The sequence below is a fragment of the Kitasatospora sp. NPDC041988 genome (assembly GCF_055588525.1).
Genome location: NZ_JBVJCO010000007.1, coordinates 126,840 through 148,641, shown reverse-complemented (window position 1 = coordinate 148,641; position 21,802 = coordinate 126,840). Strand labels below are relative to the sequence as shown.

General features: G+C 71.3%; 17 protein-coding genes. 8 read left to right on the top strand and 9 right to left on the bottom strand.

The window, feature by feature from the left end; genetic code table 11:
- Positions 1-106 precede the first annotated feature (106 nt).
- Positions 107-3,679, bottom strand: coding sequence for a bifunctional glycosyltransferase/CDP-glycerol:glycerophosphate glycerophosphotransferase (locus tag ACZ6NC_RS10075; protein ID WP_465730892.1), 3,573 nt, complete (start codon positions 3,677-3,679; stop codon positions 107-109).
- Positions 3,680-3,891: 212 nt separating this feature from the next.
- On the opposite strand from ACZ6NC_RS10075, the gene ACZ6NC_RS10070 reads away from it, so the two are divergent.
- Positions 3,892-4,890, top strand: coding sequence for a glycosyltransferase family 2 protein (locus ACZ6NC_RS10070; protein WP_465730890.1), 999 nt, complete (start codon positions 3,892-3,894; stop codon positions 4,888-4,890).
- A 70-nt stretch (positions 4,891-4,960) separates the two neighbouring features.
- Positions 4,961-5,956 (top strand): YihY/virulence factor BrkB family protein, encoded by a 996-nt coding sequence (locus ACZ6NC_RS10065; protein ID WP_465730888.1) that lies wholly within the window; start codon positions 4,961-4,963, stop codon positions 5,954-5,956.
- A 25-nt stretch (positions 5,957-5,981) separates the two neighbouring features.
- Here the strand turns inward: ACZ6NC_RS10065 and ACZ6NC_RS10060 are convergent, their stop codons facing one another.
- Positions 5,982-7,202 (bottom strand): D-alanyl-D-alanine carboxypeptidase family protein, encoded by a 1,221-nt coding sequence (locus ACZ6NC_RS10060; RefSeq protein WP_465730886.1) that lies wholly within the window; start codon positions 7,200-7,202, stop codon positions 5,982-5,984.
- A 144-nt stretch (positions 7,203-7,346) separates the two neighbouring features.
- Here ACZ6NC_RS10060 and ACZ6NC_RS10055 point away from each other — a divergent pair, with 144 nt between their 5' ends.
- The gene (locus tag ACZ6NC_RS10055) at positions 7,347-7,604 is read left to right on the top strand and encodes an SCO4848 family membrane protein (protein WP_396321389.1); all 258 of its coding nucleotides are present in this window, start codon (positions 7,347-7,349) and stop codon (positions 7,602-7,604) included.
- A gap of 71 nt (positions 7,605-7,675) precedes the next feature.
- Here the strand turns inward: ACZ6NC_RS10055 and ACZ6NC_RS10050 are convergent, their stop codons facing one another.
- The 4 genes from ACZ6NC_RS10050 to sdhC are packed head-to-tail and all read right to left on the bottom strand — an operon-like array spanning position 7,676 to position 11,111.
- Entirely contained in the window at positions 7,676-8,449 is a 774-nt protein-coding gene (locus tag ACZ6NC_RS10050; protein WP_371518497.1) for a succinate dehydrogenase iron-sulfur subunit, read from the bottom strand.
- Complete coding sequence (gene sdhA, locus ACZ6NC_RS10045) at positions 8,449-10,191, bottom strand: succinate dehydrogenase flavoprotein subunit (RefSeq protein WP_465730884.1); 1,743 nt, start codon at positions 10,189-10,191, stop codon at positions 8,449-8,451. Before sdhA ends, ACZ6NC_RS10050 begins: the two co-directional genes overlap by 1 nt.
- 39 nt (positions 10,192-10,230) lie before the next feature.
- A complete protein-coding gene (locus ACZ6NC_RS10040; RefSeq protein ID WP_465730882.1) occupies positions 10,231-10,722 on the bottom strand; it encodes a succinate dehydrogenase hydrophobic membrane anchor subunit in 492 nt (163 codons plus the stop codon).
- Between the two features lie 8 nt (positions 10,723-10,730).
- Positions 10,731-11,111 carry a succinate dehydrogenase, cytochrome b556 subunit gene (sdhC, locus tag ACZ6NC_RS10035; protein ID WP_360631421.1) on the bottom strand — a complete coding sequence of 127 codons (381 nt, stop codon included), beginning with the start codon at positions 11,109-11,111 and terminating at the stop codon, positions 10,731-10,733.
- Between the two features lie 253 nt (positions 11,112-11,364).
- Between sdhC and ACZ6NC_RS10030 the strand changes: the two genes are divergently transcribed.
- A complete protein-coding gene (locus ACZ6NC_RS10030; RefSeq protein ID WP_465730880.1) occupies positions 11,365-12,138 on the top strand; it encodes a hypothetical protein in 774 nt (257 codons plus the stop codon).
- Positions 12,139-12,145: 7 nt separating this feature from the next.
- Here the strand turns inward: ACZ6NC_RS10030 and ACZ6NC_RS10025 are convergent, their stop codons facing one another.
- The 3 genes from ACZ6NC_RS10025 to ACZ6NC_RS10015 all read right to left on the bottom strand — a co-directional run bounded on the left by ACZ6NC_RS10025 (position 12,146) and on the right by ACZ6NC_RS10015 (position 15,384).
- Positions 12,146-12,691 (bottom strand): 2-oxo-4-hydroxy-4-carboxy-5-ureidoimidazoline decarboxylase, encoded by a 546-nt coding sequence (locus ACZ6NC_RS10025; RefSeq protein ID WP_465731013.1) that lies wholly within the window; start codon positions 12,689-12,691, stop codon positions 12,146-12,148.
- 234 nt (positions 12,692-12,925) lie between these two features.
- The gene (locus tag ACZ6NC_RS10020) at positions 12,926-14,578 is read right to left on the bottom strand and encodes an alpha/beta hydrolase (protein ID WP_465730878.1); all 1,653 of its coding nucleotides are present in this window, start codon (positions 14,576-14,578) and stop codon (positions 12,926-12,928) included.
- 65 nt (positions 14,579-14,643) lie between these two features.
- Positions 14,644-15,384, bottom strand: a complete 741-nt coding sequence (locus ACZ6NC_RS10015) for an SDR family oxidoreductase (protein WP_465730876.1) — start codon at positions 15,382-15,384, stop codon at positions 14,644-14,646.
- A gap of 194 nt (positions 15,385-15,578) precedes the next feature.
- Here ACZ6NC_RS10015 and ACZ6NC_RS10010 point away from each other — a divergent pair, with 194 nt between their 5' ends.
- The 4 genes from ACZ6NC_RS10010 (at position 15,579) to ACZ6NC_RS09995 (ending at position 21,801) form a co-directional block, all read left to right on the top strand.
- A complete protein-coding gene (locus ACZ6NC_RS10010; protein ID WP_465730874.1) occupies positions 15,579-17,168 on the top strand; it encodes an acyl-CoA mutase large subunit family protein in 1,590 nt (529 codons plus the stop codon).
- Positions 17,169-17,359: 191 nt separating this feature from the next.
- Entirely contained in the window at positions 17,360-18,634 is a 1,275-nt protein-coding gene (locus tag ACZ6NC_RS10005; RefSeq protein WP_465730872.1) for an amidohydrolase, read from the top strand.
- Between the two features lie 234 nt (positions 18,635-18,868).
- A complete protein-coding gene (locus tag ACZ6NC_RS10000) occupies positions 18,869-19,921 on the top strand; it encodes a BMP family lipoprotein (RefSeq protein WP_465730870.1) in 1,053 nt (350 codons plus the stop codon).
- A gap of 89 nt (positions 19,922-20,010) precedes the next feature.
- Positions 20,011-21,801, top strand: a complete 1,791-nt coding sequence (locus ACZ6NC_RS09995) for an ABC transporter ATP-binding protein (RefSeq protein WP_465730868.1) — start codon at positions 20,011-20,013, stop codon at positions 21,799-21,801.
- The last annotated feature ends 1 nt before the right edge of the window (position 21,802 follow it).

Below are 21,802 nucleotides of genomic sequence, written 5' to 3'. Positions count from 1 at the left end.
CCCACAGCGCCCCCCCCCCCCCCCCCCCCCCCCCCAACCCCCCCCCCCCCCCCCCCCCCCCCCCCCCCCCCCCCCCCCCCTCCGGGCGCTGCTGACTGCCGGCGGACTACTGCTGGCGGAGCATCCCGTCCACCACGCGGGCCGCGGCCTGGCCGTCGTCGAGGTCGCAGTACGCCTCGCGGAAGGCCGTGTACTTGTCGGCGTACTCCGCGGCCACCTCGTCGACCCGGCCGAGCGCGGAGAGCAGCTCCTCCGAGGTCGCCAGCAGCGGGCCGGGCGCCTCCGCCTCGAAGTCGAGGCTGAAGCCGCGCAGGTTGTCGCGGTAGTGCTCCAGGTCGTGCGTGAAGAACAGCACCGGCTTGCCGGTCGCGGCGAAGTCGAACAGCGTGGCCGAGTAGTCGGTGACGAGTACGTCGGCGATCAGCAGCAGCTCGGCCATGTCGGGGTAGCTGCCGACGTCCCAGATGTAGCCGTTGCCGGCGCCGGGGATCTGGCCGCACATCACGCTGTGCCGGCGGACCAGCAGCACCTGGTCGTCGCCGAGCGCGCCCTTCGCCGCCTCCAGGTCAATCCGCAGGTCGATCTGGTAGCCGCCGTTCGGGCGGCGCCGGTCCTCACGGAAGGTCGGCGCGTAGAGCACGACCTTCTTGCCCTCGGGCAGGCCGAGCCGCTCGCGGACCTGCTCGGCGGTCTTCTCCCGGTCGGACGCGAACAGCAGGTCGTTGCGGGGCGAACCGCTCTCCAGGATCTCGCCCTTGAAATCGAACGCGCGGCGCAGGACCGGCGCGGCCCAGCTGTTGCCGGCGACCAGCATCGACCAGTTCGGGACCTCCTTGGCGACGCCCTTCAGGTAGTTGGCGTCGGTGAACCAGACCTTCTCGAAGTCGTACCCGATCTGCTTCAGCGGGGTGCCGTGCCAGGTCTGCACGACCACCTGGCCGGGGCGGCGGACGAAGAAGTCCGGCAGGTGCGCACTGGTGACGATGTACTTGGCGGTCGCCAGCGCCTCGAACCACTCGGGGCTCCAGAGCCGGATCGCGCCGGCCGTCTGCGGCAGCTCGGCCTGCAGGTCGTCGCTGCCCCACAGGTGCTCCAGCGGCAGGCCGCGGCGGACCAGCTCCTCGTGGATCGCCCGCGGCGAGTCCGCGTAGAGACCGCCGAGCGCCACGTTGTAGAGCACGGTGTCGCGCACCGGCAGCCGGCGGGCCGTCGGGTAGTCGACGGTGCGCAGCTGCCGCTGCCGGTAGCCGCTGCGCTCCTCGGGCAGCAGCGCCGAGTGCGACTCCAGCGAGAGGCCGTCGTAGTGGCGGCGCTCCAGCACGATCCGCTTGCCGCGCGACTCCACCTCCAGCGGCAGGGCGCCGAAGCAGGCGGGCGAGATCAGGGCGTACCGGGTGGCGATCGTCTCGGCCGGCTCCCCGACCGGGCGGAAGAAGACGTCCCAGGTGCCCTGGGCGAGCGGCACCTGCCCGGCGAAGGAGGCCGTCGGCACCGGCGGCAGCGCGGCCCGGAACCGGCCGTCCGCGATCTCCACCGGGTAGACGTGCTCCTCCTCGCGCCAGTTGTGCCGGGCGACGAGCTCCCAGCGGTGGTTGCCGGGCAGCGGGAAGGCACCGCTGAGCAGGAAGCCGTCGGCGCCGCGGGCGGCGACCTCGTCCACCACCGGCTGCAGCAGCTGGTCGGAGAACTGCAGGTAGCCGCCGGGGGAGGGCTTGGAGTAGAGCACGCGGCGCTCGGCGTCCGGGGCGTCCGGGTTCAGCGCCAGGTGCAGCTGCGCCGGGGCGTTGCGATCGTCCCAGGCCACCGGCACGGGGCTGCCGTCGGCGAGCAGCAGAGTGGTGTCCCAGCGGTCGCGGGCGCGCTCCGGGGCGACCGGGTCGAGCTCGGCCCAGGCCTCGCGGACGGCGGTCAGCTCGGCCAACGAGACGGAGGCCGAGAACGGCTGCAGAGTGCCGACCGGGGCGCCGAGCTCCACCGGGAGGAGCAGCTCGCGGTCGGACTCGACGTGGGTGAGCTTCAGCCGGGCCCCGGCGAGGTCCGGGCCGGAGCGGGCCGCGCCGGACACCTCCAGCTGCCCGTCGTGCGCGGCCAGGCCGGTCACCCGCGCCCGGACGGTCTCCACCCGCAGGTAGACGTGGCCGTCGCGGACCCACGGCACGATCCGCACGTCCGGCTCGACCCACTGTGCGGGGATGTACGCGGCGGTGTCGCTCCACCCGGCCGAGACCCGGCCCTTGTAGACGCCGCCCTTGCCGGCGCCGGCCACCAGGACGCGCCAGTTGCCGTCCTTCCACTGGCCCCGGTGCTTGAGCTTCTTGGGGTCGAGGGAGACGGTGAAACCGGCCCAGTCGCAGTTGTACAGGTCGTGCTTGGAGCTGGCGGTGGCCTCGGGGCTGTACTGGGTCTTCATCGGCACGGCGATCACCCGGCGGCCCTTGGTCTCGCGCAGCACCAGCGTGCGGACCATGTCGAGCTTGTTGGCGGCGCCCAGCTGCTCCGGGTACGCGTGCCCGGTCAGCTCCAGCCTGCCGCCGGTCCAGGCCGACTCGTAGAGCCGGCTGCGCATCACCAGCGAGTTGTCCAGCTTGAGGACACTGGCCGGCACGCTCTTGCGCCCGCCGCGCAGGAACGGGTAGTCGGCGTACGGGCGCAGCAGGCCGCGGGCCGCGACCCCGCCGTTGCTCTCGCCCTCGTACTTGATCTGCTCGACGAACTCGTCGATCCGGCCCGACAGGGTCAGGTGGTACTTCAGCCGCAGCGGCGCGCGCAGCTTGCGGACCTGCTCGGGGCCGATCGCCCGGAGCAGTCGGCTGACGTTCTTGTGGTAGGCGTCCCGGTACTCCTTGTCGCCGTCCACGACGGACCAGAAGAACATCGGGATCTCCTCGACGAGGGTGTTCTCGTCGTAGGAGTGCAGGTACTGCGCGAACCGCGGGTCGGTCTGCTTCCTGAGCCAGCCGCGGACCAGCTCCACCGAGGCGACGCGGTCGATCAGGCCCTTGGGGTTGGTGCGCATCTGCGTGATCGACATCTCGCCGACCTCGCGCTCACGCCAGTGGTAGATCGGCTCGGCGAGCACGTCCACGCTCTTGGCGAGGTAGTGGTGCGGCACGCTGACCGGGGCGTCCTCGTACAGGATGCCCTCGGGGTAGAGCAGGCCGGCCGCGTCGAAGAAGGACCGGCGGTACACCTTGTTCCACGCCGTGCGGTCGGTGACCAGCGCGGGGATCTCGGTGATGTGGGTCTTGAGCCTGGTCTCCTTGAACGGCTTCACGTGCCCGCCGGACTGGTAGTAGCCCACCGCGCGGAACCGCAGCACGTTGCCGGTGGCGAAGTCCGAGCCGGTCTCGTCCAGCGTGTTGATCATCAGCTCGTACGCACTCGGCGGCATCGAGTCGTCGCTGTCGACGAAGCAGAGGAACTCGCCGTCCGGGTCGATGTGCCGGATGCCGGTGTTGCGGGCCGCGCCGAGGCCCTTGTTCACCTGGCGGACCAGCCGGAACCGGGAGTCCTTGGCGGCATACGCCTCGGCGAGTGCCGCGCTGCCGTCCTTCGAACCGTCGTCGACCATGACGCACTCGAAGTCCGTGAACGTCTGGGCGGCGATCGAGTCGAGGCATTCCACGAGGTAACGCTCGACGTTATAGATCGGAACGACGATGGAGAGGCGGGGAGCCATCGGCTACGCAGGCCTTTCTTGGGAAGGAGCGTGGCAGCCCGTTCGGGGTCTGACCGCACTTTGAACCGGTGCGTACGTGCCCACCGATCCTACCGTCCGGCCCCGGAGGCCCTCCGGGTCCGCCCGGGCGGCGGACGGGGAGGCCCTGGCGGGCCCGCGCGGCCGGGCAGGGGCGGGACCGGCCGGGCGGGCGGCCACACTACTCTGTGCCCATGCCCCGCTTCAGCGTCATCGTCCCCGTTTACCAGGTCCAGGAGTACCTCCCCGAGTGCCTCGATTCGGTGCTCGGCCAGGGCGGCCCGGACTTCGAACTGATCGCGGTGGACGACCGCTCCCCGGATGGCTGCGGCGCCCTCCTGGACGAGGCCGCCGCCGGCGACCCCCGGGTGCGGGTGCTGCACCTGCCGGAGAACGTCGGCCTCGGCCGGGCCCGCAACGCGGGCCTGGAGGTCGCCACCGGCGAGTACGTGATCTTCCTGGACAGCGACGACACGCTGACCCCCGGACTGCTCAAGGCCGTCGACGACCGGCTCGCGGCCGGTGGCGACCCGGACATCCTGGTCTACGACTACGCCCGCACCTACGTGGACGGCCGGATCACCCGGGCCGCCTCGGCACACGTCTTCGGCGCCGACTCCCCGGACGTCTTCGACCTCGACCGCCGCCCCGACCTGCTCGACCTGCTCCAGGTGGTCTGGAACAAGGCCTACCGCCGCGGCTTCATTGCCGAACAGGGCCTCACCTTCCCCGCGGGCTACTACGAGGACACCCCCTGGACCTACCCGGCGCTGCTCGCCGCCGCGAGCATCACCCTGCTCGACCAGGTCGGCGTGCACTACCGCCAGCGCCAGGAGGGCGGCAACATCCTCGCCACCGCCAGCCGCAAGCACTTCGACGTCTTCGCCCAGTACGACCTGGTCTTCGCCTTCCTGGACGGCCGCCCCGACCTCGGCCACTGGCGCCCGGTGGTCTACGGCCGGATGCTGCACCACCTCAACACCGTGGTCTCCAAGGCCGGCCGTGTCCCGCCCAGCGACCGCCGCGAGTACTTCCGCCGCGCCGCCGCGCACTGCGCCCGGCTGCGCCCGGCCGGCTACCGCCCGCCCGCCGGGGTGGACGGGGTCCGCACCGAGCTGCTCAGCCACGGCCGCTACGGCGCCTACCAGGCCGTCCGCGCCCTGGCCCGCGCCCGCCGGCTCGTCAAGCGCTGACGTGCCGAACCTCCCGGGGGCGCGGGGAGCCTGACGGCCATTCGGGCGAACGGCCGGTATAACCGGTCGGGTGGACTTCCTGACCCGCCTCCCGGTGATCGGCCCGCTCGTGGCGCGGGTGCTGCGCAGCCGCCCGTACCGCGCGTACGAGCACTTCACCGCCGCCCGCGGCAACCGGCTGGCCGGCGCGATCACCTTCTTCGGCTTCCTCGCGCTCTTCCCGCTGCTCACGGTGGCGCTGGCGATCGCGGTCGCGACCCTCAGCGACACCCGGGTCGCCGAGCTGCAGAAGCGCATCTCCGACCAGCTGCCGGGCATCTCCGACGCGCTCAACCTGCCCTCGCTGGTGGCCAACGCGGGCGCCGTCGGGCTGGTCGGCGGCGTGCTGCTGCTGATCTCCGGCCTCGGCTGGGTGGACACCATGCGCACCTCGGTCCGGGACATCTGGCAGCTGCCCGAGAACGACGGCAACCCGGTGCTGCGCAAGGGCTTGGACTGCGTGGTGCTCTGCGGCCTGGGCCTGGTCTCGCTCTTCTCGCTGGCCGCTTCCGCCGCCGGGACGACCCTGGCCGGCCGGATCGCCGAGTGGATCGGCCTGGGCACCGGCGGGCCCGGCGGCTACCTGCTGACCGGCGTCGGCCTGCTGATCGCGGTCGCGTCCGACACGGTGCTCTTCGCCTACCTGCTGGCGCCCTTCCCCGGGATTCGCGGCCAGCGCCGGCGGGACGTACTGCAGGGCGCGCTGATCGGCGGGATCGGCTTCGAGCTGCTGAAGGTCCTGCTCGCGTCCTACCTCGGCTCGGTCGCCGGGAGGAGCCTCTACGGCGCGTTCGGCGTGCCGGTGGCACTGCTGCTCTGGATCAACTTCGTCTGCCGGCTGCTGATGTACTGCGTCGCCTGGACGGCCACGGCCGACCCGGCCGCCGCCCGTGACCGGGCCCGCGAGCGCGCCCGGGAGATGGTGACGGCCGCCGACAAGGCGGAGGCGGAGGACGAGGCGGAGGACGAGGAGGAGAAGGGCGAAGGCACGGAGGAGGGCAAGGGGGAGGCCCGGTCCCGGGAGTGAGGGACCGGGCCTCGCACGGCCTCCGTCAGCCGGACGACGGGCGACCGCGCCGCCGCAGCAGGAACAGCGCGCCCGCGCCGCCCACGGTCAGGGCGAGCGCGACCGCCAGCCAGCCGGCCGGGCCGAGCCCGTCGGCGCCGCCGTCCCCGGCAGGGGCCGCGGCGGCCTGCGCTGTGGGGGTGGGCGACGGGTGCGGCGGCGGCGCGGGCACCCCGGCGGTTCCGCCTGCCTGCCCGGTCGGCGTCGGCTCGGTGCCCGTGGCGGGAGCCTCGTCCACCAGTCGTCCGACCGGCGTGACCTTGTCTGCGGCCGCGAACCCCCAGTCCAGCAGAGCCGCTGTCTCGTCGTACACCTTCTGATACGTCGACGGGTGCATCACCGTCACCAGCAGGGTGCGTCCGTCCCGTTCGGCCGCCCCGACGAAGGTCGAGCCGGCTTCGGTGGTGAAACCGTTCTTCACGCCGATCAGCCCCGGGTACTTGCCCAGCAGCCGGTCGGTGTTGGCGATCCCGAAACTGCCGCGCTGGCCGGTGTTCTTGTCCACCGCGCCGGGGAACAGCGCGTCCCGGGTGGCGCAGTACATCCGGAAGTCGGGGTTGCGCAGCCCGGCCCGGGCGAACAGCGTCAGGTCGTACGCCGAGGAGAGCTGGCCGTCCATGTCGTAGCCGTCCGGCGAGACCACCTTGGTGTCCTTCGCCTGGAGCGCGTCCGCGCGGGCCTGCATCTCGGCGACGGTCTGCTGGACCCCGCCGTTCATGTGCGACAGGACGTGCACCGCGTCGTTGCCCGAGCTGAGGAACACGCCGCGCCAGAGGTCCTCGACCCGGTACTCCAGGTCCTCCTTGATGCCGACCAGGCTGCTGCCGGCGCCGATCCCCTGGATCTCCGCGTCCGCGACCTTGTGCACCGTGTTGCGGTCGAACTTGGGCAGCACGGTGTCCGCGAAGAGGATCTTCAGGGTGCTGGCCGGTGCGAGCCGCAGATGCGGGTTGCTGGCCGCCAGCACGTCTCCTGACGCGGCGTCGGCGACTATCCAGGACTGTCCGGTGAGGCCCCCCGGAAGTGCCGGGGCGCCGGCCAGCGGGGCCACCTGGACCCCGGAGAGTCCCAGTCGCTCGCCGCCGATCGCGGCCGCCGGGGGCGGCGGCTCGTGCGGGGCGGCGAGGGCCGCCGGGGCGGCGAGGAGAACCGGGAGGGCCGCGACGTACGCGGCGAGCAGGTGTGCGAGCTTAGGGCATTTGGGCACCCGCAGACCGTACCCAGTCGGAGCCCCCGCCGTCCGCCCCTCCGGGCCCGTCCTCCGCAGGAGGGGGCAGACGTACGCCGAACGGACGCCTGCGCATACTGGGAGGGCACAGCATCTTCACGCCACCGCTCGTTGAGGACCTCCATGAAGCTCAGCCGCCGCACCTCCTGGTTCCTGACCGCCTTCGGCGTCTGGTCCATGATCATCTGGACCACCTTCGTCAAGAACCTCTGGAAGGACTCCGGCGGCCAGGCCTTCACCGACGGCGACCACTCCCAGCCCACGGCCTTCTTCTGGATCCACCTCCTGCTCGCGGTGACCTCGTTCCTCCTCGGCATCGCCGTCGGCGCCGTCGGCGTCCGCGGCCTGCGCGCCGCCCGCCGCGAGCCGGCCGCCGGCTGACCGCACCCGCCGGAAACGACCGAGGGCCCGTCCGATCGCAGGATCGGACGGGCCCTCGGTTCAGTGGTGGATCAGAAGCGGCGGGTGACCAGCGCCCGCTTCACTTCCTGGATCGCCTTGGTGACCTCGATGCCACGCGGGCAGGCCTCCGAGCAGTTGAAGGTGGTCCGGCAGCGCCAGACGCCCTCACGGTCGTTCAGGATCTCCAGCCGCTGCTCCGCACCCTCGTCGCGCGAGTCGAAGATGAAGCGGTGCGCGTTGACGATCGCGGCCGGGCCGAAGTACTGGCCGTCGTTCCAGAAGACCGGGCAGGACGACGTGCACGCGGCGCACAGGATGCACTTGGTGGTGTCGTCGAAGCGCTCGCGGTCCTCGGCGGACTGCAGGCGCTCGCGGGTCGGGTCGTTCCCCTTGGTGATGAGGAACGGCATGACGTCCTTGTACGCCTGGAAGAACGGGTCCATGTCCACGACCAGGTCCTTGAGGACCGTGAGGCCCTTGATGGCCTCGATCGTGATCGGCTTCTCCGGGTTGACGTCCTTGATCAGGGTCTTGCACGCCAGCCGGTTGCGGCCGTTGATCCGCATCGCGTCGGAGCCGCAGATGCCGTGCGCACAGGAACGGCGGTAGGTGAGGGTGCCGTCCTGCTCCCACTTGATCTTGTTGAGCGCGTCCAGGACGCGCTCCTTCGGGTCCAGGGTCAGCTGGTAGTCGACCCACACCGGGTCCGGGTGCTCCTCCGGGTTGAACCGGCGGATCCGGAAGGTGACGGTGATCAGCTCGACACCGCCCGCCTCGACCGCGTCCAGAGCGGCCGAGTGCTTCTCCACAGTCGGAGTGCTCATCAGTACTTACGCTCCATCGGCTGGTAGCGGGTCGTGACGACCGGCTTGTAGTCGAGGCGGATGGAGGTGGTGCCGTCCTCGGCAACCTCCTGGTACGCCATGGTGTGCTGCATGAACTTCACGTCGTCACGGGTCGGGAAGTCCTCGCGGTAGTGGCCGCCGCGCGACTCCTCGCGGGCCAGCGCGGAGACCGCCAGCACCTCGGCCAGGTCGAGCAGGTTGCCCAGCTCGACGGCCTCCAGCAGGTCCGTGTTGTAACGGAAGCCCTTGTCCTGGATGGCGACGTTCTTGTACCGCTCGCGCAGCGCGGCGATGTCCTCGACCGCCTGCTTCAGGGTGGCACCGGTGCGGTAGACCATGGCGTTGGTGTCCATGGTCTCCTGCAGCTCCTTGCGGATCTGCGCCACGGACTCGGTGCCGGTGGACTCGCGCAGGCCGTCGACCAGCGCCTGCACCTTCTCGGCCGGGTTCTCGGGCAGCTCGGTGTAGTCCACCGTCTGCGCGTAGTCGGCGGCGGCGATGCCCGCGCGCTTGCCGAACACGTTGATGTCCAGCAGCGAGTTGGTGCCCAGGCGGTTGGCGCCGTGCACGGAGACGCAGGCGACCTCGCCGGCCGCGTACAGGCCCGGGACGACGTCGGTGTTGTTGCGCAGGACCTCACCCTCGACGTTGGTCGGGATGCCGCCCATGGCGTAGTGCGCGGTGGGCTGGATCGGGATCGGGTCCGTGTAGGGCTCGATGCCGAGGTAGGTGCGCGCGAACTCCGTGATGTCCGGGAGCTTGGCGTCCAGCTGCTCCGGCGGCAGGTGGGTGAGGTCCAGGTAGACGTGGTCGCCGTCCGGACCGCAGCCGCGGCCTTCGCGGATCTCGGTGTAGATCGCGCGGGAGCAGACGTCACGGGACGCGAGGTCCTTCATGACGGGGGCGTAGCGCTCCATGAAGCGCTCGCCGTCCTTGTTGCGCAGGATGCCGCCCTCGCCGCGGGCGCCCTCGGTGAGCAGGATGCCCATGCGCCAGATGCCCGTCGGGTGGAACTGGAAGAACTCCATGTCCTCCAGCGGCAGGCCGCGGCGGTAGACCAGGGCCTGGCCGTCACCGGTGAGGGTGTGGGCGTTGGAGGAGACCTTGAAGAACTTGCCGGTGCCGCCGGAGGCGAACACGACCGACTTGGCCTGGAAGACGTGGATCTCGCCGGTGGCCAGCTCGTAGGCGACGACGCCGGCCGTCTTGCCCTCGTTGATCAGCAGGTCGAGGACGTAGAACTCGTTGAAGAACTCGACGCCGTGCTTGACGCAGTTCTGGAACAGCGTCTGGAGGATCATGTGGCCGGTGCGGTCGGCCGCGTAGCAGGAACGGCGGACCGGGGCCTCGCCGTGGTTGCGGGAGTGGCCGCCGAAGCGGCGCTGGTCGATCCGGCCCTGCTCGGTGCGGGAGAAGGGAAGGCCCATCTTCTCCAGGTCGAGGACGGCGTCGATGGCCTCCTTGCACATGATCTCGGCGGCGTCCTGGTCGACCAGGTAGTCACCACCCTTGACCGTGTCGAAGGTGTGCCACTCCCAGTTGTCCTCCTCGACGTTGGCGAGGGCGGCACACATGCCGCCCTGGGCCGCGCCGGTGTGGGACCGGGTCGGGTAGAGCTTGGTCAGCACCGCGGTGCGGCTGCGCTGGGTCGACTCGATGGCCGCGCGCATGCCGGCGCCGCCGGCGCCGACGATGACGGTGTCGTACTGGTGAATCTGCATGGGGGTTCTAACTCGCCTCTGGCCTCTGCCGATTGCCGATTAGATGTTCGGGTCGAAGGTGAAGATCACCAGGGTGCCGAGCAGCACGGTGAAGACCGTGGCGGCGCCCATGAGGCCCTTCAGCCAGAGCCGGGTGGAGTCCTTCTCGGCGTAGTCGTTGATGACCGTCCGCATGCCGTTGGCGCCGTGCAGCATGGCGAGCCAGAGCATCAGGAGGTCCCAGCCCTGCCAGAACGGCGAGGCCCAGCGGCCGGCCACGAAGGCGAAGCCGATCTTCGAGACGCCGCCGTCGAGCACCAGCATGATCAGCAGGTGGCCGAGGATCAGCACCACGAGGACGATGCCGGACAGGCGCATGAAGAGCCAGGCCAGCATCTCGAAGTTGGTCCGCGTACGGCGCGGGGTCTTCTTGGTCCGCTGGCGGGCCGGCTCGATCACGAAGGCGTCGGCCGGGTTGCCGGTGCCGAGACCCTTGCCGGTGTGCGCCTGGGCGGAGGGGACCACCAGGGCGTCGGAGTATTCCGTGGACATGTCTCAGATCACTTCCCGAACCAGGAGGTCAGCGTGTGCTGAAGGATCGGGTAGAAGGCGCCGGCCATCAGGACGACCCACACCCCGACCACGGTCCAGAGCATCTGCTTCTGGAACTTCGGGCCCTTCGACCAGAAGTCGACGGCGACGACCCGCAGGCCGTTGAGAGCGTGGAACAGGATGGCGGCCACCAGGCCGTACTCCATCAGGTTCACCAGCGGCGTCTTGTACGTCTGAATGACAGAGTCGTACGCCTCGGGCGACACCCGCACCAGTGCGGTGTCCAGGACATGAGCGAACAGGAAGAAGAAGATGAGGACGCCGGTGACTCGATGAGCCACCCAGCTCCACATGCCTTCCCGGCCGCGGTACAACGTTCCAGCCGGCACGGAAAAACCCTCCGGAAGCGATTGGGGGCTCGGCCGGCTTCGGTGTCGGTCAGCCCGGCCGGGTACGGTCCACCGGCCGCGAGCATCCTATCGACGCCGTCTTGCGAACCGCCTCCGGGGGCCCGAGGTGTGATCAATCAGGCACGACTGGCCTAGTCGGGTGGGAACCTCGCCCGAAATGGGCACGCAGGGTGACCGTCCGGTTGCGCTACCGTGGCGGCCCCTCCCGTGCCGACACCCTGCCGAGGCCGCCGTGCCGCTCCGCCCGTCCCGCCCGTCTCGCCCATCCGTCCCCTTCGCCGTCTGCGCCCTGGTGCTCGCGGCGGGCTGCACCACGGTCGACGGCTCGGCCGACCACGCCGGGCCCGGGCGTGAGCTGTCCGCCGCCGAGCTGCGGGCGGCCGCGGTGGCCGACGCCGACCTCGGGCCCGGCTACACGGTGACGGTGATGAAGCCGGGCCACGGCGAGACCGGCTCGGGCGGCGTGCGGGAGGCCGCCGACGTGGCGGCCTGTCAGCCGCTGCTGGACGCGGTGACCCCGGCCGCGTCGGTGGGCGGCACCGTGCCCTCGCCCGGGCCGGAGGGTCCGTATGCCGAGACCGATCTGGGTGTGGCGCGGGCGGCGGACCCGAAGGGCGGCGTGTACGGAGGGCTGCTCGGCTACCGGGCCGGGCGGGCGGCGCAGCTCCAGGCGGAGCTGGAGAAGCTGTTCGGCCCGTGCGCCTCGTTCACCTCCACCGCACCGCCGCCGCCGGCGGACAGGTCACGGAAGGGAGTGCGGACCAGGCACCGGCTGATGCGGGACGACACGCCCACGCCCGGGGGAGCCGACGCGGCCACCGGGTTCACCCTGACGAATGAATCGGGCTCGGTGGTGCTCTCCCAGCGTGCGGTGGTGGCCCGGGTCGGCCCGGCGCTGGCGGTCTTCACCACGGTGGGCGTCGGCGCGGAGCCCGCCACGGTGCCGGACGAGCGGATCGTCCGGCAGCAGGTGGCGAAGCTCCGCGCCGCGCAGGCGAAGAGGTGAGCCCGGTTCAGCGCGCTCCGGCCTCCGAATGGGTGGCGACCAGGTGCTCCAGGCGGGTGAGGGCGATCCGGCGCAACTCGTCCGAGGCGATCAGCCGCTCCTCGTCCGGGTCGTTGGCCAGCCGGGTGCGGATCGAGCTGAGCACGGTGTCGAGCATCTCCTCGGGGGCGACGCCCTCCAGGCAGACCACGAAGACGTGCCCGAACCGGGCCTCGTAGGCGGCGTGGGCCGCCCGCAGCGCGGTGTGCGCGGCCTGGCTGCCGGGGGCGCGCATGCCGAGGAGCGGCTGCGGCATCCAGCTCTCGTCCGCCAGTGCCTCGGCCAGGTCGGCCGGGCGCAGGTCGTAGGAGGCCTCGCTGGCGGCGGCCAGCAGGGACTCTATGTCGGGGTAGGGCCGGTGCGCGGTGAGCCGCAGGGCCCAGCGGTGGCTGCCGCAGCAGGCGAGGAGGGCCTCCTCGGCGGCGCCGGCGTCGGCCTCGTTGAAGCGGTGCAGCCCGAGGAGGGTCGGCTCGGAGCTGGGATCGAGCCGCGGTGACGGGATGTCGCTGGCCAGCGGGTCCTCCTCGTGAGGGCGGGAAGGTGCCGGTGAAAGGGGAGGTGGAGCAGGTGAAGTATCGGGCTGCCGGGCGGCGTCCAGCGCCCGCCGGGCAGCGGCTCAACGGTAATTGAGCAGTCATCGGTTGGGGAGGGCGCACGCGGAATTCATCCGATCGAGCTATCAAGTTGTGACGTTGACACCTTGGTGTCAGCGCCCTCCCCACCCTCATCTGCTAATAACGCCGGCCCCTCAGGAACAGCGCGTCCCGGCCGCCGGCAGCGTGCCCTCGGTGAGGTAGGCCTCCAGTGCGGTGTCGATGCACTTGTTGCCCTTGCCGAACGCGCCGTGGCCCTCGCCCACCCGGGTCAACAGGGTGGCGTTGGCGAAGCCCTTGGCCAGCGCCTCGGCGGAGGCGTACGGGGTGGCCGGGTCGCCGGTGGAGCCGACGACCAGGATCGGGTCGGCGCCCTCGGCGCGGATGGTGTGCGGCTTCTCCGTGGTCTTGAACGGCCAGCGTGCGCAGCCGGCCTCGCTGAAGTCGTCCACCGTGGTGCCCTTGGAGAGCAGCGGGGCCTCGGCCTGGAGCTTGGCCACGGCCTGCTGAGCCCGCTCGGGGGTCGGGGCCGGAGGGGCGTTGTCGGCACACCTGATCGCGCCGTTCGCCTCCTCCATCGGGCTGTAGTGGCCCTTGTCGTCGCGGCCGTTGTAGTCGTCGGCAGAGGCCAGCAGGACATCGGCCTTGTTGCCGACCATCGCCCAGCCGAGCGCGTTGCGCAGGTACTTCCAGGACGTGTTCTCGTCGCCGTACAGCAGCTGGGTGGTGCCGGTCCAGGCCTGGTCCCGGCCGAGCTTGCGGCCGTCCTTGGCGGTCATCGGACTGTCCCGGAGGCCGTCCAGGAAGTCGGCCGCCTTCTTGGCGGCCTTGGCCGGGTCCTTGCCGAGCGGGCACTCGGCGCCGTGGTTCTCCACGCAGTCGGCGGCGAAGCGCTCGAAGGACTTCTCGAAGCCGACCTGCTGGTCGATACCGTGGTCCAGCTGGTCCTGGGCGGGGTCGACGGCGCCGTCCAGGATGAGCCGGCCGACGTTCTTCGGGAACTCCTCGGCGTAGAGCGCGCCGAGGTAGGTGCCGTAGGAGATGCCGAGGTAGTTGAGCTTCTTGTCGCCGACGGCGGCGCGCAGCACGTCCAGGTCGCGGGCGGTGTTGCGGGTGCCCACGAAGGGCAGCAGCTTCCCGGACTTCGCCTGGCAGGCGGCGGCGTACTCGGTGGCGTTCTTGATGTGCTCGGCCTTGCGGGCCGCCGGGTCGAGCGGATCGTCGGACTCGTTGTGGGCGTCCTTCTGCTTGTCGTCGAAGCAGAGGACCGGCGAGCTGTCGCCGGTGCCGCGCGGGTCGAAGCCGATCACGTCGAAGCGGTTGTGCAGGGCGCCGTCGTACTCCGTGGCGCCGTACTTGACCATCTCGACACCCGAACCGCCCGGGCCGCCCGGGTTGACCATCAGCGAGCCGATCTTCTGGTCCGGCTTGGCGGCCGGCAGCTTGATCAGCGCGATGTCGAGGGCGTCGGCGGTCGGGTTGGCGTAGTCGAGCGGGACGTGCAGTCTGCCGCAGAGCATCCGGGATATGTCGATCTTGGCCTTCGCGGCCTGGGGGTCGGCCGGGCAGGCGGCCCAGGCGATCTGCTGGCCGTAGAACGGCTTGAGCGCCGGGTCGTCCGCCCCGGTGGGCCTGGGGGTGGGCGTCGGCGTCGCGGTGGGCGTCGGGGTGGACGCGGCCGAGGGTGTCCCGGCGGCGTTGTCCTGGGCGGGCTTGTTGTTGTTGTCGCAGGCGGAGCTGAGGAGCAGGGCGCCGGCCGCGAAGGCGGTCAGCAGAACCCGCGGGCGGGCAGCCCGGAGAGATTTCATCGCACGTATGTACCACTGTGGGGTGACACGTCCGATCAGGGCCCCCGTGCTGCCCGCGTCCGGCGTCAGGCCCGGTGGACCTTGTGGTTGGCGGCCTGGGCACGCGGGCGCACCACCAGCAGGTCGATGTTGACGTGCGAGGGCCGGGTGACCGCCCAGGCGACGGTGTCCGCGACGTCCTCCGAGGTCAGCGGCTCGGCGACACCCGCGTACACGGCCGCCGCCTTCTCCTCGTCGCCCCGGAACCGGGTGACCGCGAAGCCCTCGGACTTCACCATGCCCGGCGCGATCTCGATCACCCGGATCGGCTCGCCGCACAGCTCCAGCCGCAGCGTGGCCGCGATGGTGTGCGCCGCGTGCTTGGCCGCCACGTAGCCGCCGCCGCCCTCGTACGCGGCCAGCGCGGCGGTGGAGGAGAGCACCAGCACGGTGCCGTCACCGCTCGCCCGCAGCGCCGGCAGCAGCGCCTGGGTCATGTGCAGCACGCCGAGGACGTTCACCTGGTACATCGCCAGCCAGTCGGCCGGGTCGCCGGCCTCCACCGACTCGGCGCCGACCGCCCCGCCGGCATTGTTGACCAGGACGTCCACCCGGCCGATCCCGGCCGCGAAGGCGTCCACGGCGGCCCGGTCGGTGACGTCCAGGGTGTACGGCCTGCCGCCGATCTCCTTGGCCAGTGCCTCGATCCGGTCGGTCCGGCGGGCGGTCAGCACCACGTCGAAGCCCTCGGCGGCCAGTCGGCGGGCGGTCGCCGCGCCGATTCCACTGCTCGCACCGGTGACCACGGCCACCTTCTGCTCGGTCATTGCCACTCCTCGGAAGCGTGGGGTCAGAAGCTCTTCGGTCGCTCACCCGATCATCTCAACGGTGCCGGCGCCGCCCGCCACCGCCCAGGGCCCGTCGTCGAACTCCCGGCGTCGCCGGGCAGGCGGGAGTTCGGAGACGGGCCCTACATTGCCAAGGGACGAGTGCACCGCCCGCCGATCCCGCGGAGGACACCATGGCAACAGAGCCGCGCCGCACCGAGTCCGGCTTCCCCGTCGAACCGCTCTACGGCCCCGAGGCCCTGGCCGGCTGGGACCCGCAGGAGCGCCTCGGCAGGCCGGGGGAGTACCCGTACACCCGGGGCGTCTACCCGACGATGTACACCGGCCGGCCGTGGACGATGCGCCAGTACGCGGGCTTCGGCACCGCGGCCGAGTCCAACGCCCGCTACCGGCAGCTGATCGCGGGCGGCAGCACCGGTCTCTCGGTCGCCTTCGACCTGCCCACCCAGATGGGCTACGACTCGGACGCCCGGATCGCGGCCGGTGAGGTCGGCAAGGTCGGGGTCGCGATCGACAGCGTCGAGGACATGGGCGTCCTGTTCGACGGCATCCCGCTGGGCGAGGTCTCCACCTCGATGACCATCAACGCGCCCGCGGCCCTGCTGCTGCTCCTCTACCAACTGGTCGGCGAGGCCCAGGGCGTCCCGCCGGCCCGGCTGACCGGCACGGTGCAGAACGACGTGCTGAAGGAGTACATCGCCCGCGGCACCTACATCTTCCCGCCGAAGCCCTCGCTGCGGCTGGTCGCCGACGTGTTCCGGTACTGCCGGGCCGAGATCCCCCGCTGGAACACCATCTCGATCTCCGGCTACCACATGGCCGAGGCCGGGGCCGACCCCGCGCAGGAGATCGCCTTCACCCTCGCCAACGGCATCGCGTACGTGCGCACCGCCGTCGCGGCCGGCATGGCGGTGGACGACTTCGCGCCACGGCTCTCCTTCTTCTTCGTAGCCCGCACGACGCTCCTGGAGGAGGTCGCCAAGTTCCGCGCCGCCCGCCGGATCTGGGCCCGCGTCATGCGGGAGGAGTTCGGCGCGAAGGACCCGCGCTCGCAGATGCTCCGCTTCCACACCCAGACCGCCGGGGTGCAGCTGACGGCGCAGCAGCCCGAGGTCAACCTGGTCCGGGTCTCGGTGCAGGCGCTGGCCGCGGTGTTCGGCGGCACCCAGTCGCTGCACACCAACAGCTTCGACGAGGCGATCGCGCTGCCCACCGAGAAGGCCGCCCGGCTGGCGCTGCGCACCCAGCAGGTGATCGCCTACGAGACCGACGTCACCGCCACCGTCGACCCCTTCGCCGGTTCGTACGTGGTGGAGTCGCTGACCGACGAGGTGGAGGCCGCCGCCCTCGCCCTGATGGCGAGGATCGAGGACCTGGGCGGTGCGGTGGCCGCGATCGAGGCCGGCTACCAGAAGGCCGAGATCGAGCGCACCGCCTACCGCGTCCAGCAGGAGACCGACTCCGGCGAGCGGACGGTGGTCGGCGTCAACCGCTTCCGGCTGGACGCCGAGGAGCCGTACCAGCCACTGCGGGTGGACCCGGCGATCGAGGCCCGGCAGGCCGGGCGGCTGGCCCGGCTGCGGGCCGGGCGCGACTCCACGGCGGTCGCCCGCGCGCTGGGCGCGCTGCGCCGGGCGGCCGAGGGGCGGGACAACGTGCTCTACCCGATGAGGGAGGCGCTGGCCGCCCGGGCCACGCTCGGGGAGGTCTGCGACGCGCTGCGTGAGGTCTGGGGGTCGTACACGCCGAGCGAGCGGTTCTGAAGGATCGTCACACCGCTGTCACGCGACGCCCGTGACCGCCGGCGCGGGCGGTCGTTGCACAGGGCACGCAACCCGGGGAAGGCGGCTGAAACGAGATGTCATACCCACCTGCTCGGCCGGTATGCGCCCATCCGGGGACGACTTTTGGGGAAGTCGGGCCAAATCCCCCCAACAGGCCTACTCTTGTTGAGATGAACCGTCCTGACCCCGCCCAGCCGGCCGCCACTCTCACCGCTGCCCGCCCCGTCGCCGACCTGCGCGGCAGGGTCAGGGCGCTGGAGCCCGAGCTGATCGCCTTCCGCCGCGATCTGCACCGGCACCCGGAGCTGGGCCGCCAGGAGTTCCGCACCACCGGCCTGCTGCGCGACCGGCTGACGGGGGCGGGTCTGGCCCCCCGGGTGCTGCCCGGCGGCACCGGCATGACGGTCGACATCGTCCCGGACGGGACCCCGCGCGGCGCCGAGCTCCTGGCCTTCCGCGCCGACATCGACGCGCTGCCGATCGACGACGCCAAGACGGATGTGCCGTACCGCTCGACCGTCCCCGGCCGGGCCCACGCCTGCGGCCACGACGTGCACACCTCGGTGGTGCTGGGCACCGCCCTGGTGTTGGCGGAGGCCGCCCGCACCGGGGAGCTGCGCCGCCCGGTCCGGCTGGTCTTCCAGCCCGCCGAGGAGGTCATGCCGGGCGGTGCGCTGGACGTGATCAACGCCGGCGGGATGGACGGCGTCGGCCGGATCTTCGCGGTGCACTGCGACCCCAAGGTGGAGGCCGGCCGGATCGGGCTGCGCACCGGGGCGATCACCTCCGCCTGCGACCGGCTGGTGCTCCACCTGGACGGCCCCGGCGGCCACACCGCCCGCCCGCACCTGACCACCGACCTGGTGACCGCGATCGCGCGGATGGCCGCCGACCTGCCGGCCGCGCTGGGCCGCCGGATGGACCCGCGCTGGGGCGTCAGCCTGGTCTGGGGCCGGATCGCCTCCGGCTCCGCGCCCAACGTGATCCCGCAGCACGCCGAGCTGGAGGGCACGGTCCGCTGCCTGGAGCTGGCCGGCTGGCGCGAGGCGCCGGACCTGCTGCACGAGCTGATCGCCAAGGTGGCCGAGACCTACCGGGCCAAGTGGACGCTCGACTACCACCGCGGGGTGCCGCCGGTGGTCAATGAGGCGGTCTCGGTGGGCCTGCTGGAGGCCGCCATGACGGCCCGGTTCGGGCAGGGCGGCCGCCAGGTGGTGGAGGACACCGAGCAGAGCCTGGGCGGCGAGGACTTCTCCTGGTACCTGGAGCACGCCCCGGGCGCGCTGGCCCGCCTCGGCGTCCGCCCCCCGGGCGATGCCACCGTGCGTGACCTGCACCAGGGCCGGTTCGACGTGGACGAGCGGGCGATCGGGATCGGCGTGGAGCTGTTCGCGGCGCTGGCGCTGGACGCGGGGGCGGGAGCGCGGCCGGCGGAAGGGGCGTAGGTCTCGTCGTCGCCCGGTTTGTCGGAATTCAGGCTTTACATCCGGTTACGTAAACTGGGCCGGGCCAGTTCCGATCACCGTGTGCGTGAGGGAAGGGAGCGCCGGGAGGGTTGTCAGACCACGGTTTGATAACAACCCGAATGCTCCGGCGGCCCGTAACCCAACCGTGTTCTACGCGCGTTACGGTGGCGTCCGACCACGCTAATCGGGTGCGTGTGAGAAGGAGATACTCCCTTGCGCCGTTCTACTAAGCTCGCCGCGGTTGTGCTCTCGGGTTCCCTGGGCATTGCCTCGCTCGCCGCTTGCGGCGCAAAGAGCAACGACACCACCGCTTCTGCCGGCGCCTCCGAGGGCAGCCTCAAGGTCGGCATGGCCTACGACATCGGCGGCCGTGGCGACCAGTCGTTCAACGACTCCGCCGCCCGCGGCCTGGACAAGGCCAAGGCCGATCTGGGCGTCGCCGTCACCGAGGCCGACGCCAAGACCGGTGAGGCCGAGGCCGACAAGGAGACCCGGCTCAAGAACCTGGTCACCGCCGGTTACAGCCCGATCATCGCGGTCGGCTTCGTGTACCAGGACGCGGTCAACAAGATCGCCAAGGAGAACCCGAACACCAAGTTCGCGATCATCGACTCGGCGTCCGACGCCCAGCCGAGCAACGTCACCTCGCTGACGTTCTCGGAGCAGGAGGGCTCGTACCTGGCCGGCGTGGCCGCCGCGCTCAAGAGCAAGACCAAGCACATCGGCTTCATCGGCGGCGTGCAGACCGAGCTGATCAAGAAGTTCGAGGCGGGTTACAAGGCCGGCGCGAAGTCCATCACCCCGGACATCGCGGTCGAGACCACCTACCTGACCACGCCCCCGGACTTCTCCGGCTTCAACTCGCCCGACAAGGGCAAGGAGGCCGCGCAGGGCCAGCTCGACAAGGGCGCGGACGTCATCTACTCCGCGGCCGGCTCCTCCGGTAACGGCTCCATCGAGGCCGTCGCCAACGCCGGCAAGCTCGCCATCGGCGTCGACTCCGACCAGGCCGCCCAGCCCGCCCTGGCGAAGTACAAGAACAGCATCCTCACCTCGATGGTGAAGAACGTCGACAAGGCCGTCTTCGCCTACATCGAGTCGGTCAAGAAGGGCTCCCCCTTCACCGGTGTGAAGAACTTCGACCTGAAGGCCGACGGCGTCTCGCTCGCCACCACCGGTGGCAAGATCGACGACATCAAGGCCAAGCTCGACGAGGCCTCCAAGGCGATCACCTCGGGTGCCACCACCGTCCCGACCGCCCCGTAAGGCGCGCCCGGACGTCGCTGCCGCTGCCACCTGTCCGGCAGCGCAATGATTGACACAGCATCAGGGAGGGGCCCGGCAGGGTGCGCTCAATGCGTACCCCCGGGCCCCGTCCCGTACCCCACCGTTTTTTCTTGGCCCTCCAGCGCAACGACGCGCCTCCAGACCACCAGGAGATCGCCATCACCGCATCCGACCCCGCCCTCAGCAAGGGCGGTACCCCCAGCGCGGGGACGGCGACACCGGCCGTCGAACTGCGCGGCATCACCAAGCGCTTCCCCGGTGTCGTGGCCAACCACGACATCAACCTCACCGTCCGCACCGGCACCGTGCACGCGCTCATGGGCGAGAACGGCGCCGGCAAGTCGACGCTGATGAAGATCCTCTACGGCATGCAGAAGCCGGACGAGGGCACCATCGCGATCAACGGCGAGCTGTGCGAGTTCAACACCCCCGGCGACGCCATCGAGCGCGGCATCGGCATGGTGCACCAGCACTTCATGCTCGCGGACAACCTGACCGTCTGGGAGAACGTCGTCCTCGGCGGCGAGAAGCTCCACGGCATCGGCGCCAAGGCCAAGGCGAAGATCAAGGAGCTCTCCGACCAGTACGGCCTGGGTGTGCGCCCGGACGCCCTGGTCGAGGACCTCGGCGTGGCCGACCGCCAGCGCGTCGAGATCCTCAAGGTGCTCTACCGCGGCGCCAAGATCCTGATCCTCGACGAGCCCACCGCGGTGCTCGTCCCGCAGGAGGTCGACGCGCTCTTCGACAACCTGCGCGAGCTCAAGTCCGAGGGCGTCACCGTCATCTTCATCTCGCACAAGCTGCACGAGGTCCTCTCGGTGGCGGACGCGATCAGCGTCATCCGGCGCGGCACCACGGTCGGCGACGCCGACCCGGGAAACGTGACCGCGCGCCAGCTCGCCGAGATGATGGTCGGCGCCGAGCTGCCCTCCCCGGAGAGCCGCGAGTCCACCGTCACCACCGACGAGATGCTCGACGTCAAGGGTCTGCGGATCGCCAAGACCGACGCCGAGGGCATCGAGCGCGTGGTGCTGGACGACATCTCGCTGCGCATCCACAGGGGCGAGATCCTCGGCATCGCCGGCGTCGAGGGCAACGGCCAGGCCGAACTGGTCGAGGCCATCATGGGCATGCTGCCGCTGGACGGCGGCACCGTCACCCTCGACGGCAAGGACCTCTCCGGCACCCTCACCCGGGCCCGCCGCGAGGCCGGCATCGGCTACATCCCCGAGGACCGCCACAAGCACGGCCTGCTGCTGGAGGCCCCGCTCTGGGAGAACCGGATCCTCGGCCACGTCACCGAGACCCCGAACTCCAAGGGCGCCCTGCTCGACCCGTCCGGTGCCCGCAGGGACACCCAGCGGATCGTCGAGGCGTACGACGTCCGCACCCCCGGCATCGAGGTCACCGCGGCGTCGCTCTCCGGCGGCAACCAGCAGAAGCTGATCATCGGCCGCGAGATGAGCCACGAGCCCAAGCTGCTGATCGCCGCCCACCCCACCCGTGGTGTGGACGTCGGCGCGCAGGCGCAGATCTGGGAGCACATCCGGGTCGCCCAGCGGGCCGGCCTCGCCGTCCTGCTGATCTCGGCCGACCTGGACGAGCTGATCGGCCTCTCCGACACCATCCGGGTGATCTACCGCGGCCGTCTGGTCGCCGACGCCGACCCGGCCACCGTCACCGCCGAGGATCTGGGTACCGCGATGACCGGTGCGGCCCGCGGCCACATCGAGTCCGACGCCGATGCCGTGGAGGAGTTCCACGCGCTCAGCGCGGAGGGCACCGAGGCTGCCGCAGCCGAGGACGGCACTCCGTCCGACACCCCCACCGACACCGCCGACCCGCAGGCGGGGGAGTAGC

Coding starts and splice junctions, on each gene's coding strand:
- ACZ6NC_RS10075 (WP_465730892.1), bottom strand. CDS start 3,679: ATGGCTCCCCGCCTCTCCATCGTCGTTCCGATCTATAACGTCGAGCGT.
- ACZ6NC_RS10020 (WP_465730878.1), bottom strand. CDS start 14,578: ATGAAATCTCTCCGGGCTGCCCGCCCGCGGGTTCTGCTGACCGCCTTC.
- ACZ6NC_RS10010 (WP_465730874.1), top strand. CDS start 15,579: ATGGCAACAGAGCCGCGCCGCACCGAGTCCGGCTTCCCCGTCGAACCG.
- ACZ6NC_RS09995 (WP_465730868.1), top strand. CDS start 20,011: ATGCGTACCCCCGGGCCCCGTCCCGTACCCCACCGTTTTTTCTTGGCC.
- ACZ6NC_RS10015 (WP_465730876.1), bottom strand. CDS start 15,384: ATGACCGAGCAGAAGGTGGCCGTGGTCACCGGTGCGAGCAGTGGAATC.
- ACZ6NC_RS10050 (WP_371518497.1), bottom strand. CDS start 8,449: ATGAGCACTCCGACTGTGGAGAAGCACTCGGCCGCTCTGGACGCGGTC.
- ACZ6NC_RS10040 (WP_465730882.1), bottom strand. CDS start 10,722: ATGTCCACGGAATACTCCGACGCCCTGGTGGTCCCCTCCGCCCAGGCG.
- ACZ6NC_RS10055 (WP_396321389.1), top strand. CDS start 7,347: ATGAAGCTCAGCCGCCGCACCTCCTGGTTCCTGACCGCCTTCGGCGTC.
- ACZ6NC_RS10070 (WP_465730890.1), top strand. CDS start 3,892: ATGCCCCGCTTCAGCGTCATCGTCCCCGTTTACCAGGTCCAGGAGTAC.
- sdhA (WP_465730884.1), bottom strand. CDS start 10,191: ATGCAGATTCACCAGTACGACACCGTCATCGTCGGCGCCGGCGGCGCC.
- ACZ6NC_RS10005 (WP_465730872.1), top strand. CDS start 17,360: ATGAACCGTCCTGACCCCGCCCAGCCGGCCGCCACTCTCACCGCTGCC.